The following is a 12816-nucleotide window of genomic DNA, read 5'->3' as shown; positions in this document are numbered from 1 at the left end:
TCCCAGCGATCACAAGAGTGTGAGCGTGTAACAAATGACCATTTCACTGCGAAGTGAGGATGATGCCATAGGGGGAAAAACGATGAAGCAATTCATGAAACTGATGCTCACTGGAACAGTCGTGTGCGTCATGGCGAGTGTTTCTCATGGCGCATCGAGCAACAACCGCTCCCTCACGGTTGTCGAGCTCTTCACGAGCCAGGGATGTTCGTCATGTCCACCCGCGAACAGCAACCTCATAAAGCTCAATAAGCGCGAGGATGTCCTCACGTTGAGCTTCGCAGTGACATATTGGGACTATCTCGGCTGGAAGGACCTATTCGGAAAACAGGAGTTTACGGATAGACAGATTGCATACGAGGCACCGTTGCATCAGTCAGGGCCCTTCACCCCGCAGATGGTTGTCAACGGGACGAAGACTGTGGTTGGGAACAACCTCGCCGAACTCACCGAACTTCTATCAACCGCTTCCCGCTTGACGGGACCATCCATTACCCTTGGCCACAGCCGCGCGGAGATAGGGCGCGGTGATGTCCCGAGATCGGCGGCGGACGTCTGGTTGATCCGATACGATCCGAACGTCGTCAACGTGCCGATCGCTCGAGGCGAAAACGCCGGTAGTACTTTGCCCCACACCCACGTCGTACATGCATTGAAGCCTCTCGGGCAATGGGACGGAAGCCCTGCCACATTCGATTTCCCGAAGGCGCCGGATGGCCTTCGCACGGCAATTCTGATTCAGGAGCAACAAGGTGGCCCCATACTCGCAGCAGCGACCGACTGAGCGGTGGCTATGCGAATTAGGGGCACCGAGATTCAGCATTCCGCGGCGGGTTCGGGCTGAGAATGCCAGAAGACATCGCGATCGTGGGCTTTGATAACTGCGAGCTGGGCGGCTCGTCTACCTCCAGCCTCACAACATATAAGCGACCCCGGCACGAAATGGTCGAGGCAATCACTGGGATGATTGACGGAACCATCGAAGTGAAGCAGGCACTCGGAATGACCGACGAGCATCGGCTTGCGGTGGAGGAAGTCTTGGAAAACCAAGAGGGGCAATACGGCAAACTTGCTCCCGAAAAGGGATTTCCCAACTTTATCCAGCTGCTCCGGCAACTGGCGGAGGAATGGAAAGAAAACTATCCTGACGGCTACAATGCGCAAGGATCAACCTATTACATCTGTGTGCCCGGGAGCCGCAGTTTCACCATGTGAAAGCCAAGAAGGGCCAGTCTGAATACAGACGATCCACACACCGCGTTCCATTCCGGCATGATTCAACGGTCACATGCTCGATCTCACTGATTACCTCCCTGCTCCGCAATCGCGATCAGAGGCCTGTCATTTTAAGGACCGCCTCAGGCAGACGCTCTCCCTGGACTTCGAACTTGGATAGCGCGTCGGCGATCTCCATCAGATCTTCTACCGTCAGAATCACGTCGAGCGCACCGAGGTTTTCTTCCAAGCGGTGAAGCTTGGTCGTGCTGGGGATCGGCACGATCCAAGACTTCTGCGCAAGGAGCCAGGCAAGGGCGATCTGTGCAGGCGTTGCATTTTTGCGGCCGGCAACAGCCTTGATGATATCGACCAGCACCATGTTTACCCTGCGGGCTTCGGGAGAGAAGCGCGGTACATGATTCCGGAAGTCGGTTGCATCGAACTTGGTATTCTCGTCGATCTTGCCGGTCAGGAAACCAGCGCCGAGCGGGCTGAACGGAACAAACCCAATTCCCAATTCGTCAAGCACCGGGAGAAGCTCGATTTCGGGGCCGCGCCAGAACAGCGAATATTCACTCTGCACAGCCGTGACGGGATAAACCGCATGTGCTCGACGGATGGTCTGAATACCTGCTTCGGACAGACCAAAATGCTTCACCTTGCCGGCAGCGACGAGGTCCTTGATCGTACCTGCGACATCCTCGATTGGTACGGCGGGATCCACCCGGTGCTGGTAGAACAGATCGATATGATCGGTTTTGAGACGCCTGAGGCTGGCGTCGGCAACGGCCCTGATGTGTTCGGGCCGGCTGTTGGTGCCAGCCCGGCGTTCTCCGGTTTCAAGGTCGATGTCAAAGCCGAACTTGGTCGCGACGACGAGTTCGTCCCGGATGGGAGCGATGGCCTCGCCGAGCAGTTCTTCGTTGACGAATGGACCATAGGCTTCCGCGGTATCGAAGAGCGTGACGCCGCGCTCGTGGGCGAGCCGGATGAGCTTAATCATCGCACCCTTGTCAGCTGGCGGACCATAGGCCGAACTCATGCTCATGCAGCCGAGGCCAAGCGCGGAGACTTCAAGGTTTCCAATCATTCGAGTTTTCATGGTCTTGGTCCTGAGTTCGTGATCATGGGTTGGGATGGAAAGGGTGCGGAACTTTTCCTCAACGATTGACCCATGCTGTCTGTTTGGTGGCATATCGCTCACCCTGAATTGAGATATCGGACAGGGCACGATCGATTTGGTTCACATCGTCGGACGACAGATCGATTTCGGCCGCGCGAATATTTTCCTTCAAGCGATGGAGCTTGGTGGTGCCTGGGATGGGAACGATCCAGGGCTTTCGCGCCAACAGCCATGCTAGCGCAATCTGCGGAAGCGTCGCCCCCTTTTCAGCGGCGATATCGGCAATGATATCGATGACGGCCTGGTTGGCGGAGCGTGCCTCAGGAGCGAAGCGAGGAATGGTATTGCGGAAATCGTTGCTGTCGAATTCCGTGCTACCGTTGATCGTTCCTGTAAGGAAACCTCGACCGAGCGGACTGAACGGCACGAAGCCGATACCGAGTTCCTCGACGACAGGAAGAACGGTGTGCTCAGGCTCCCGCCACCAGAGCGAATATTCGCTTTGCAGAACCGCGACCGGCTGAACCGCATGGGCTCGGCGGATATTGTCCTCACCCGCCTCAGACATGCCGAAATGGATGACCTTGCCTTCGGCAATCAGCGCCTTCACCGTACCGGCAACGTCTTCGATCGGCACAGCCGGATCGATGCGGTGCTGATAGAGAATATCGATATGGTCTGTCTGCAATCGCTTCAGCGATGCCTCGACGACTGCCCGGATATGGTCCGGACGACTATTGACGCCGCCCTTCCCGCCGTCTGGATCAATATGAATGCCGAATTTCGTGGCAATAACAACCTGATCGCGAATAGGCCGCAGAGCCTCACCCAGCACCGCCTCATTCGTGAAAGGCCCATAGGCTTCCGCCGTGTCGAAGAAGGTAATCCCGGCTTCGTGAGCATCGCGGAGAAATGCGATGGCGTTGTTCGTCTCCATCGGCTGTCCGTAGGACTGGCTGATGCCCATGCAGCCGAGGCCAAGTGCCGAGACTTCCAGACCGCTCTTTCCGAGTTTCCGCGTTTTCATTGGGCGCTCCTGTTTCGTGTAAGGTCAATCCGTTCTAGCGCCTTTCACTCCATTCGATTATCCGCTAAATAACACTTGCACCTATTGCCAAGAGCTATAAATGCCCAAGCCAGACCTCAATGATCTCGTCGCCTTCCTGACCGTCGCGCGCGAGGGCAGTTTTACCAAGGCCGCGGCCAGCCTCGGCATATCCCAGCCCTTTCTCAGTCAAATCATTCGCGATCTCGAGGCCAGACTTGGCGTTCGACTTGTCGCACGCACGACAAGAAGCGTGGCGCCCACGGAAGCAGGAGCCCGTTTGGCGAGCGCCATCGCTCCTGATCTTGAACATATCGCCTCCGAGCTCGACGCCCTCAGTGCTTTTCGCGACAAACCTGCAGGCACCATCCGCGTCAGCCTTGGCGAACACGCGGCACGGACCAGGATCTGGCCAAAACTGCCCGCCTTTCTCGAAGCCTATCCGGACGTCAAGGTCGAGTTGGCTATAGATCACGGTCTGACGGATATCGTAGCAGAAGGATTCGACGCCGGCGTTCGGCTCGGCGAGAGGCTTGCGCGAGATATGATCGCCGTTCGGATCGGTCCGGATCTGCGGATGGCAGTCGTCGGCTCTCCCGCCTATTTTGACAGGCACGGCAAGCCAACGACACCAAACGATCTGATTGAGCACCGTTGCATCAATCTGAGAATGCCAACCTATGGCGGCCTGCTGATCTGGGAATTTGAAAAGGACAAGCTCGCGCAAAACGTGCGCGTCGACGGCCAGCTTGTCGTCAACAGCACAGGCCACGCCTTAACCGGAGCTTTGGGCGGGCTCGGGCTTGCGCTGGTCATGGAGGATGTCGCGCGGCCCCATGTCGCCTCTGGAGAATTGATCCAGGTTTTGGACGAATGGTGTCCGTCCTTCGAGGGATATCACCTTTACTATCCGAGCAGACGCCAGGCGTCTCCGGCATTCGCGGCCTTCGTCAGTGCACTGCGAAGCTAAGAGCGCCCTGGGTTTCCAAGGAGCATCGAGATGGTCCGCGCGCCGAAGGACTTAGGGGCCAACGCATGACGAAACCGCCATCCACCGAGATGGATTGGCCGGTCACCTAGCTCGCGGCGTCGCTGCCAAGCACGCCATGCTTGGCGGCGTGATAGATGCCGCGTTCCGCGCCGCCGACAAGTCCACCGAATGACGGGCAATTGACGATACACCGCCTCCCTGCTTGCGCATCTGCTGCAATTCGAACTTCATGCAGCTCCATTCGCCGCGCAGATTGATGCCCATGACGCGGTCGTAGTCCTCGCGAGTCGTCTCGGCCGTCTCCGCAAGCACGTTCTGCACGCCCGCATTGTTGCAGGCTGCATCGAGCCGCCCAAATGCCTCGACAGTTCGCGCGACCATGGCTTCGACATCAGCGTCATCGGCAACGTCGCATCGGATGGCGATTGCCTTGTGACCTTGAGCGGTCAGGTTGTCTGCCGCAGCTTTTACAGCATCTTCGTTCCAATCCGCGAGCACTCCTCCGATAACCACTCCGCACGGCAAACATCGACCAATCTTATGATGGCAGACTATTCGACTGTTGCGTGGTATTGTGGAGGCGATCGATGAACGCAAAGACCGTTTTGGCTGCTGCCGTCCTTCAAGAGAATGCTATGGCGACAAGCACCAGACGATATGCCGTCCGCCGGGAAATGGATTCCTCATGGACTGTTTATGACGTGTTTACGGGCGTGTCGGCAAAGCCATCGACCTGGGAGCTTGAGAATTTGCCTGAGAAAGAAGCGCGTGTCTTCTGTGCCATTCTCAATGAAAAAGATGCCGCTCGCCGCATTGTCAGGGACCGGAAGTGAGATCGACGCCCCACGGAACTCCCGTGGCGTATCGACCTTTACCCCTTTAACAACCGTTATTTGCTTCGATCGTTCACCATAAGACGCAACCGACAGGTGACGTAAATCCCACCCCTTGGTAAACCTGCACCAACAGAACATTTGTCGTTTCTTTGATAAGCGCCGGAAACAGTCTCAACCTAATCGACATCAATCCTGGCACTGCCACAAGCAATAATAAAATATTTGCGGGCGAGTTCGGGGGCAGATCGATATCTCAGCGCCATCATGCAGGAATAAACCGCACTCCAATAAAGCTGACCTGAGCGTCTGCCAAAATCTCGCTGGAGATACCGCAACGCCTCTCTGGGGCCGTCTATAGCCCTGGTGCAGAAATCACCTTTATGGATGACGACTGGCGTCTCCCAAATCAGAGAAAATCCCACGTTGATGACGGAGCCCATTGATCTCTTCCTCAGGATCGCGGGCAAAAACCCTCTGCGGTTGCTGTTGCCCACTTGATGAATGAACTTGTCTGGCTCAGCGGGTACTGATTTTGGCCAAACGACGATTGCAAACGCCACACCCTCAAATCGTCGCCCTATCGCTGCGCCTTTTGCCCGTCGAGATAGCCGTGTTCAAAGGCTTTCGCGAGCACGCTTCCTTCTGGGTAGGGATTTTCTTCATCTTCCTTCTCACGCATGCCAGCGTCGCCTCCACGCTCGTAAGCTTCTCTGATCGCTTCATCGGAGACTTTCAAATCCGGAGATCCGATCGTTCCGGCTTTTGTCCGATCAGGCAACTGTGGCGCCAAGTCTAAGCCAGGCGGGACGACTGGATTTGGGGCGGTCATAGCTCTTTCCTCCTTGAAACGTGGAGCGGCGTGCGGGGGATGTTCAGGCTGACTGCGCGACTGTCACAAGCAGTCGTTCTGGCAAGAGCCTCGCTGCCACTGGAGCGCCGACCGCATTCGGGTAAAGACAAGGCGAGAGCGACGCTGGTGAAACACTATCGCTCTCCATTTAAGGCTATTTCATGCGCTGAGGCTTGCGCGATTTATCGGATTTGCCCTTACTGGAAGATGTTTTCGCATCAAAGGCCTGTCCGAAATTCGTACCGCCTAGATGCCCGCCGCCGCTCGTGTTGTTCACTTGGCGCAGCGACCGCCGAAGAATCTTCTCTGCATTTGTCTTCGTCATTGTGTCTCTCCAAAATAAAAAGGCCGGGGTTTGCCCGACCTTTCCAAAGGTCCGCGATCCCGCAATGCCAGTACATCCGTGGTCAAAGGGGGCGCGAGCCGATTGCTTGATTGATTATACAGATGCCAAGTTCTGCGCAGCGTTCTTGCCGTTGCGCGCATCTCGCACCAGCTCGAAAGTGACCGACTGACCTTCCAGAAGGGAAGACATGCCGGACTGCTCTACTGCCGAGATATGGACGAATACGTCCGGAGATCCATCGCTCGGAGCAATAAAGCCAAACCCCTTGCTGACGTTGAAGAATTTTACGGTGCCTTTAGTCATAACGATTTCCTTTCAATCGCATGAAATTGCGATGCCCGCTGTGTGCGCGCCATCGTGATCGAGCTTGAGAGGAAAGATTAGCAAATGCGCCTGCGCGCAGAAACAAAGCTAACGAAGCAAATCCGATAAACACAACATATGAGAGTTTTATGTTCGCAACAAGGTCACATTCTATTTAATTTCATAGAAAGCCTTGAATAAAATACGGATTATATCTTGAAATAGTCAATATTTATCCGAGACAGGACCCAAGTATTACTTCCTATCCTAGAAAAACGAATGAGGCAGAGAAATATCTACCTCTTCTTAGTTTTAATCTTCCTTTGTACCTCTGCAACTGGCTGGGCCATTCGCAAAGCACGAAGCTTCTCCGTCTTTTTATGACGGGCAGCGGTTTCGGCTGCGAGAATATCTCGCGCGGCAGAGGTGGTAAGCTCAGCCTTCGCCTGGGCAGAGACCTTTGTGGGCTTGAAAAAAACGTCCTTTGTCGCGGTCATGCTTCCTCCTTCTTATGGCTTCGATATTCGGACAAGAAACGAGCGTTGACCGGCTACCGGATTGTTCCGCTTGGGAGAGGGTAGAAGACCTTCCCGATGCGCCTGCTTTCGGGCAATCTGGCGTCTTCGGCGAACCGCTTCGGACTTTTCGCGAACGCGCTTTTCCGTTGGCTTCTCATAGGCCCGGCGCGCCTTCAGCTCTCGGAATATGCCTTCAAGCTGCATTTCTCTCTTCAGAACACGAAGAGCTTGATCGACGTCGTTATCTCTGACGCTTGCCTGCAAAATTGCTCCTTACGGCTGTTGCCGCCGTTGGTCCGGTCCGAATGGTGTGCGCGTTCACCCAACTGGATCCCGGCTTGCCTTCTGCAGTCCCTGCCTGGGTCGACAGTGACGAGGCGGTCAGATCAATGTCATCCTGCCCGATGCTACGCTCGAAGGTCTCGTTCTCAAATCGTACACGGTAACGGGACAAGCCCTTCTCTTCGGGCAGGCAGGAGAGGATGCGACCGGTGCCAATCGGATGGGCATTTCCAAGAATACCAGGCTTCAATTTGATGGTGTCGCCGGGCTGGAAGCGTCGGTTTCGCATATGGTTCTCCGAAAGAAGAAAAACAAAAGGCCGGGCGTTACCCCGACCTCTCACAGTCACTCAATTCAGCTGCCAGTACATCCGTGGTCAGCTGGAGCGAATGACAAATTCAAACCGCCTGAAGATTGTCGGCGGAGCTTTTGCCGGTTTTACGATCCTGCACGAGATCATAGCCAATCTTCTGGCCGTCTTTCAGCGAGCGCATCCCAGCACGCTCGACGGCTGAGATATGGACGAACACGTCAGTATCGCCAGCATCGGGCTGGATGAAACCAAATCCCTTGTCGGCGTTGAACCATTTCACGGTGCCTGTGGCCATCGTGATTTCCTTTCGAAGCAATTGTCGTGGTTCCCGCGCTACCTTGCGGGGTCAGATCGATTATTTGAGAGGAAATCCGAAGGAGCCTCGTGGCTCTTGAGCGACATCACAAGCAATGGTCGATAACGCCAATATAGGCTCTATTTCTGATTTGGCAATGTGTAGACTGATTTTATCGGCGAACGGCGATTATCACTGGCTGCCATTTACCGGATTGCCCGTGATTGTGCTGAGCGTACGGTTCCTGGTCCCGACATCAGGATCGACATGGATCGGCTCCTCTTGCCTCAACCAAGCCACATGATACCCGATATCCTCGGAAGGGCGGGCCATCCCATAATCAACAGCCAGCACATCGTAAAAAAGCGGCTTCAACTAGGTTCGTTTGACATCGCCATTAACGCGAACCGATTGCAGCCTGCAGATGCGATGGCTGCCCTGATGTCCTACCCCGCAGCCTGTCGAATGAGAGATAAATGACCGGCGTGGTGAACAAGGTCAGCACCTGCGAGACAACCAGACCACCAACGATGGCAATGCCGAGGGGAACGCGCAATTCGGATCCCGGCCCGGTTCCCAAAGCCAGGGGAACGGCGCCGAACAAAGCGGAAAGCGTTGTCATCATAATGGGCCGAAACCGCAGCATGCAGGCTTGGCGAATGGCGTCATATGGCGCCAGATTCTGCGTCCGTTCGGCGTCGAGCGCGAAGTCGATCATCATAATCGCGTTCTTTTTGACGATGCCGATCAACAGGATGATCCCGATCATCCCCATGATGGAAAGGTCCAAATTGGCAAGCTTCAATGCCAGCAGCGCGCCGAGACCAGCAGACGGGAGTGTCGAGATGATCGTGAGCGGATGTATCGCGCTCTCATAAAGAACGCCCAGCACGATGTAGACAGCCACGACAGCCGCCAGGATAAGCCATGGCTGGCTTCGCAGCGAGTCCTGAAATGCCTGCGCGGTCCCCTGGAAAGTGCCGATCACCGTCGCTGGCATGCCCGCGCTCGCCTCAGCCGCTTTGATAGCCGTGACTGCGTCGCTAAGCGCACTACCCGGCCTCAGATTGAAGGAAATCGTCGTTGCGGGTATGGATCCCTGATGATTAATGGATACCGGCAGCACGCCGGTCTTCAATGATCCAAGCATGCTGAGTGGAACAAGCTTTCCAGAGGTCGAAGACTTCACATAGAGATGCGACAGCGCCTCGGGCGACAGGGCAAACTGGGGCGCCAGTTCCATGACGACGTGATATTGGCTGACTTGCGTATACATTGTCGCTACCTGCCGCTGCCCGAAAGCGTCGTAGAGCGTTTGATCGATCTGAGAAACGCTCACACCCAGCCTGGATGCCGTGGAGCGATCTATATCGAGCGTGAGGCTGGTCGCGGCCTTCTGCTTGTCGGAAATCACGTCCTGGATTTCTGGGAGACCTTTCAGAACCTTGGCCATCGTCGCTGCCCACTTGTCGAGCTCTGCCGTGTCAGGGTCTTGAAGCGTATATTGATACTGCGAAGCAGAAGACCGTCCGCCGATCTGGACGTCTTGGCGAACCTGCAGACCAACGGTCAGGCCTTCCAGACCCGCCGTCGCCGTTCGCAAGCGGGTAAGTACTGCCGGCGCCGAGCTTCGCGTGCCGATTGGCTTCAAGTTGATCTGAAGCTGGCCGACGCTGGCTGACGGACTGGGATTGATCCAGTAAGCGACGTTGTCGACAGCTGGGTCATCCATAACGATATGCGCAAGCGCCTGCATCTTGGTCGACATGTCAGCAAAGGATATGTCGGTCGCTGCCTGGGCCTGCCCTTGAACCCATCCCGTGTCCTGCTGCGGAATAAAGCCCTTCTGTATGGAAACGTAGAGCCAGCCCGTCACCGCCATCGTAGCAACCGCAACAATCAGGATGGCGACATGGTTGCGAAGGACGACATCGAGTGCTCGTCCGTATCCCGCCGCACATTTTTCGAAAAACACTTCCGACCAACGGAAAAGCATCCCGTGCCGCCTATCGTGATCGTGTTTGATCAACCAGGCACACATCATCGGGGTCACCGTTAGCGAAACGAGTCCCGATATCATGATCGCCACACTGATCGTAACGGCAAACTCACGGAAAAGGCGGCCGACAATCCCGTTCATCAGAAGGATTGGAATGAAAACGGCAACCAGGGAGACAGTCATCGAAACGATGGTGAAACCCACCTCGCGCGATCCCTCAAGAGCTGCGTCGAAGGTGGACTTTCCCTCTTCGACATGGCGCATCACATTCTCGATGACAACGATGGCATCGTCGACGACAAACCCGACCGCAATGGTCAATCCCATGAGCGAGAGATTATCAAGGCTGTAGCCGGCGAGATACATGACGGCAAAAGTGCCGATCAGGGACAGCGGAATGGTCGCCGCCGGGATGATCGTCGCCCAGAGATTTCGCAGAAAGCTGAAGATCACCAGAACGACCAGGCCGATGGTAATGAGGATCGTGACCTTCACGTCGTTGACCGAGGATCGGATCATTCCTGACCTGTCGGCCACGACCGAAAGCTTGATGCCTGCAGGCAGCCCCGCCTCCATTTGCGGCAGCTTGGCCTTGATGCCCTCGATGGTGTCGAGCACGTTTGAACCAGCCATTTTATGGACATCCAGCATCACTGAACGGGTGTCTTGCAACCATGCTGCCTGATTGACATCCTCGGGAGCCGACACAACGGTCCCGAGATCCTCTGCTCGAATCGGCGAACCGTTCTTATAGGCGACGACCATCGAGCGAAATGTCGGGACGTCCATGATCTGGTCGGTCGCATCGAGAACGGTGGTCCGTCCGTTGCCGGCGAGCTGCCCCTTGGGCTGGTTGACTGTCTGAACGCCGACGGCGCTTCGGATATCTTCCAGCGTCAGCCCCCGCGCCGCAACCTTGTCGGGATCGAGCTGGATGCGGATCGCCGGCCGCTGGGGGCCGTGATAATCCACCAGCCCCACGCCATTCATCTGCGAAACCTGCTGGGCGATGATGTCTTCCGCATAATGATCGAGTTCGGTCGTCGGAATGCGGTCGGATGTAAGCGCCAATGTAAGGATCGTTGCTTCTGCCGGATTGCTCTTGTGGAATTCGGGAGCGGCCGGCAGATCCTTCGGCAGTTGACCGCTAGCGGCACTAATTGCGGCCTGAACGTCCTGCGCGGCGCCATTGATGTCCCTGTTGAGGTCGAATTGCATCGTAATCGAGGTTCGCCCCGACGAACTCGTCGACGTCATTTGAGACACGCCTGAGATCGTCGAAAGCTGATTTTCCAGCGGCGTCGCAACCGATATCGCCATGGTCTCGGCGCTCGCGCCGGGAAGAGAACTCGATATCTGGATTGTCGGAAAGTCGACCTGCGGCAACGATGCGATCGGCAGCAGTCCGTAGGCAACGGAGCCAACGATCAGAAGCCCGGCCGCCAGCAGGCAGGTTCCGACCCTGCGCTGGATGAAGATTTGAGAAAGGTTCATTGGACTGTATCCTCGCCGGCTGCTGCCAGCTTCTTGCCGTCAGAGCCTTTCGTCGAGACAACGGTTCCATCGACAAGCCGGGACTGGCCGGAAGTAACGACCGTCTCGCCGATGGAGACGCCCTGTGTAATGGCAGTGAGGCCCGAGTAAGCGTTCCCGGTGGTCACCGAGGCAGTGGAAACCTTATTGCCCGGCTTTACGATGAAGACATACGGTCCCGTTTGTCCATTTTGGATCGCCGACAATGGCACGACCGTCGAATTCGGATCGGTCCGCAAGGTTATGTTTGCGGTCACCAGCTCTCCAGGCCAAAGAGTCAGCTCGTCATTTGCAAACACGGCCTTCAACTTCACCATGCCGGTCGATGAATCGACTTGGCTGTCTATCGCACTCAGTTTTCCGTCGGCGAGATGCTTGGTGCCTTCGCGGCTGTATGCCGAAACACTCAATTGGCCCTTCGCCTGCCCAGTTATCAGATCGGGAAGATCATCCTGCGTCAGCGTGAATTCAACCGCGATGGGACGCATCTGCGTGACGGTCACAACGCCGGTCGCATCGGCTGCGCGGACGATACCGCCTTCCTGCTGCTGGCGCAGCCCCACCCTGCCGCTGATCGGGGCCGTGACGGTTGCAAATTCCAGATTGAGTTTCGCGGTATCGAGCACCGCCTTTCCGGCAGCCGCCGTAGCATCCATGACCTTGACTTGCGCGGCTGCTGTCTGAGCTGCCTGGGTGGTGCCGCTGCCCGTAGTCGTAAGCTTCTGCGCTCTTGTCTCGTCGATCTTGGCCTGCTCCAGTTGAGCCAGCTCCTTGTTGTAGTCCGCCTGCGCCTGCGCGACGGCCGCCGCGTAAGGACGCGGATCGATCGCTGCAAGAATGTCTCCTGCTTTGACATCCTGCCCTTCGGAGAAGACTATGTGTTGAAGCTGGCCGTCGACGCGGACTTTCACATCCACTGCGGTCAACGGAGAGACGATGCCGAGGCCGCTACGCACGACAGGCAGATCTTCTTTTGCCACTGTGGCTGTCTGCACCGGGACCGGGGCGCGTTCGGGTGTCGGTGCCCTCGTCTTACCCAGACCAGGCTCTGGCCAGTATACGAAATATGCAGCAGCGGATCCGGCCAACGCCAGAGCGCATATCCCCAGAAGATAAAATGATCTACTTGAGCTGTTTGACCCTGAAGGGGATCGATCCACGACA

General features: G+C 56.3%; 17 protein-coding genes. 4 read left to right on the top strand and 13 right to left on the bottom strand.

The window, feature by feature from the left end; translation table 11 throughout:
* Window positions 1–82 precede the first annotated feature (82 nt).
* Both QD409_RS13115 and QD409_RS13110 read left to right on the top strand, forming a co-directional pair.
* Window positions 83–784, top strand: coding sequence for a DUF1223 domain-containing protein (locus QD409_RS13115; protein ID WP_092854020.1), 702 nt, complete (start codon window positions 83–85; stop codon window positions 782–784).
* Window positions 785–846: 62 nt separating this feature from the next.
* A complete protein-coding gene (locus tag QD409_RS13110; protein WP_092854021.1) occupies window positions 847–1215 on the top strand; it encodes a hypothetical protein in 369 nt (122 codons plus the stop codon).
* Between the two features lie 115 nt (window positions 1216–1330).
* Here QD409_RS13110 and QD409_RS13105 read toward each other — a convergent pair whose 3' ends face one another.
* Window positions 1331–2320: an aldo/keto reductase gene (locus QD409_RS13105; protein WP_092854022.1), complete on the bottom strand. Its 990-nt coding sequence runs from the start codon at window positions 2318–2320 to the stop codon at window positions 1331–1333.
* 58 nt (window positions 2321–2378) lie between these two features.
* Window positions 2379–3368 carry an aldo/keto reductase gene (locus QD409_RS13100; protein WP_092854023.1) on the bottom strand — a complete coding sequence of 330 codons (990 nt, stop codon included), beginning with the start codon at window positions 3366–3368 and terminating at the stop codon, window positions 2379–2381.
* A gap of 100 nt (window positions 3369–3468) precedes the next feature.
* Between QD409_RS13100 and QD409_RS13095 the strand changes: the two genes are divergently transcribed.
* Entirely contained in the window at window positions 3469–4356 is an 888-nt protein-coding gene (locus QD409_RS13095) for a LysR family transcriptional regulator (RefSeq protein WP_092854024.1), read from the top strand.
* 102 nt (window positions 4357–4458) lie between these two features.
* Here QD409_RS13095 and QD409_RS13090 read toward each other — a convergent pair whose 3' ends face one another.
* Window positions 4459–4890 carry an SDR family oxidoreductase gene (locus QD409_RS13090; RefSeq protein ID WP_430762902.1) on the bottom strand — a complete coding sequence of 144 codons (432 nt, stop codon included), beginning with the start codon at window positions 4888–4890 and terminating at the stop codon, window positions 4459–4461.
* Between the two features lie 74 nt (window positions 4891–4964).
* Here QD409_RS13090 and QD409_RS13085 point away from each other — a divergent pair, with 74 nt between their 5' ends.
* Window positions 4965–5210, top strand: coding sequence for a hypothetical protein (locus QD409_RS13085; RefSeq protein WP_139115102.1), 246 nt, complete (start codon window positions 4965–4967; stop codon window positions 5208–5210).
* A 179-nt stretch (window positions 5211–5389) separates the two neighbouring features.
* Here the strand turns inward: QD409_RS13085 and QD409_RS13080 are convergent, their stop codons facing one another.
* From QD409_RS13080 to QD409_RS13035, 10 genes are all read right to left on the bottom strand, one after another.
* Complete coding sequence (locus QD409_RS13080; protein WP_092854025.1) at window positions 5390–5653, bottom strand: DUF982 domain-containing protein; 264 nt, start codon at window positions 5651–5653, stop codon at window positions 5390–5392.
* A 137-nt stretch (window positions 5654–5790) separates the two neighbouring features.
* The gene (locus QD409_RS13075; RefSeq protein ID WP_092854026.1) at window positions 5791–6042 is read right to left on the bottom strand and encodes a hypothetical protein; all 252 of its coding nucleotides are present in this window, start codon (window positions 6040–6042) and stop codon (window positions 5791–5793) included.
* A 175-nt stretch (window positions 6043–6217) separates the two neighbouring features.
* Complete coding sequence (locus QD409_RS13070; protein WP_167668052.1) at window positions 6218–6388, bottom strand: hypothetical protein; 171 nt, start codon at window positions 6386–6388, stop codon at window positions 6218–6220.
* A gap of 114 nt (window positions 6389–6502) precedes the next feature.
* A complete protein-coding gene (locus tag QD409_RS13065; protein ID WP_092854027.1) occupies window positions 6503–6712 on the bottom strand; it encodes a cold-shock protein in 210 nt (69 codons plus the stop codon).
* 296 nt (window positions 6713–7008) lie between these two features.
* Window positions 7009–7209 (bottom strand): hypothetical protein, encoded by a 201-nt coding sequence (locus QD409_RS13060; protein ID WP_092854028.1) that lies wholly within the window; start codon window positions 7207–7209, stop codon window positions 7009–7011.
* Window positions 7210–7221: 12 nt separating this feature from the next.
* Window positions 7222–7494, bottom strand: coding sequence for a 30S ribosomal protein S21 (gene rpsU / locus QD409_RS13055; RefSeq protein ID WP_092854029.1), 273 nt, complete (start codon window positions 7492–7494; stop codon window positions 7222–7224).
* Window positions 7472–7801, bottom strand: coding sequence for a hypothetical protein (locus QD409_RS13050; RefSeq protein WP_092854030.1), 330 nt, complete (start codon window positions 7799–7801; stop codon window positions 7472–7474). The genes rpsU and QD409_RS13050 overlap by 23 nt, the downstream gene beginning before the upstream one ends.
* A gap of 109 nt (window positions 7802–7910) precedes the next feature.
* On the bottom strand, window positions 7911–8120 hold the full coding sequence (locus QD409_RS13045; RefSeq protein WP_092854031.1) for a cold-shock protein: 210 nt from the start codon (window positions 8118–8120) through the stop codon (window positions 7911–7913).
* Window positions 8121–8517: 397 nt separating this feature from the next.
* Entirely contained in the window at window positions 8518–11613 is a 3096-nt protein-coding gene (locus QD409_RS13040) for an efflux RND transporter permease subunit (protein WP_092854032.1), read from the bottom strand.
* Entirely contained in the window at window positions 11610–12812 is a 1203-nt protein-coding gene (locus QD409_RS13035) for an efflux RND transporter periplasmic adaptor subunit (protein WP_092854033.1), read from the bottom strand. Before QD409_RS13035 ends, QD409_RS13040 begins: the two co-directional genes overlap by 4 nt.
* Window positions 12813–12816 lie beyond the last annotated feature (4 nt).

This window comes from Rhizobium sp. BR 315 (genome assembly GCF_050577975.1).
Taxonomy (GTDB): domain Bacteria; phylum Pseudomonadota; class Alphaproteobacteria; order Rhizobiales; family Rhizobiaceae; genus Rhizobium; species Rhizobium miluonense.
This window is presented reverse-complemented; position numbering and strand designations above follow the sequence as displayed.

Coding starts and splice junctions, on each gene's coding strand:
- QD409_RS13095 (WP_092854024.1), top strand. CDS start 3,469: ATGCCCAAGCCAGACCTCAATGATCTCGTCGCCTTCCTGACCGTCGCG.
- QD409_RS13075 (WP_092854026.1), bottom strand. CDS start 6,042: ATGACCGCCCCAAATCCAGTCGTCCCGCCTGGCTTAGACTTGGCGCCA.
- QD409_RS13105 (WP_092854022.1), bottom strand. CDS start 2,320: ATGAAAACTCGAATGATTGGAAACCTTGAAGTCTCCGCGCTTGGCCTC.
- QD409_RS13065 (WP_092854027.1), bottom strand. CDS start 6,712: ATGACTAAAGGCACCGTAAAATTCTTCAACGTCAGCAAGGGGTTTGGC.
- QD409_RS13100 (WP_092854023.1), bottom strand. CDS start 3,368: ATGAAAACGCGGAAACTCGGAAAGAGCGGTCTGGAAGTCTCGGCACTT.
- QD409_RS13045 (WP_092854031.1), bottom strand. CDS start 8,120: ATGGCCACAGGCACCGTGAAATGGTTCAACGCCGACAAGGGATTTGGT.
- QD409_RS13115 (WP_092854020.1), top strand. CDS start 83: ATGAAGCAATTCATGAAACTGATGCTCACTGGAACAGTCGTGTGCGTC.
- QD409_RS13085 (WP_139115102.1), top strand. CDS start 4,965: ATGAACGCAAAGACCGTTTTGGCTGCTGCCGTCCTTCAAGAGAATGCT.
- QD409_RS13050 (WP_092854030.1), bottom strand. CDS start 7,801: ATGCGAAACCGACGCTTCCAGCCCGGCGACACCATCAAATTGAAGCCT.
- QD409_RS13070 (WP_167668052.1), bottom strand. CDS start 6,388: ATGACGAAGACAAATGCAGAGAAGATTCTTCGGCGGTCGCTGCGCCAA.
- QD409_RS13080 (WP_092854025.1), bottom strand. CDS start 5,653: ATGGGCTCCGTCATCAACGTGGGATTTTCTCTGATTTGGGAGACGCCA.
- QD409_RS13110 (WP_092854021.1), top strand. CDS start 847: ATGCCAGAAGACATCGCGATCGTGGGCTTTGATAACTGCGAGCTGGGC.
- QD409_RS13040 (WP_092854032.1), bottom strand. CDS start 11,613: ATGAACCTTTCTCAAATCTTCATCCAGCGCAGGGTCGGAACCTGCCTG.
- QD409_RS13060 (WP_092854028.1), bottom strand. CDS start 7,209: ATGACCGCGACAAAGGACGTTTTTTTCAAGCCCACAAAGGTCTCTGCC.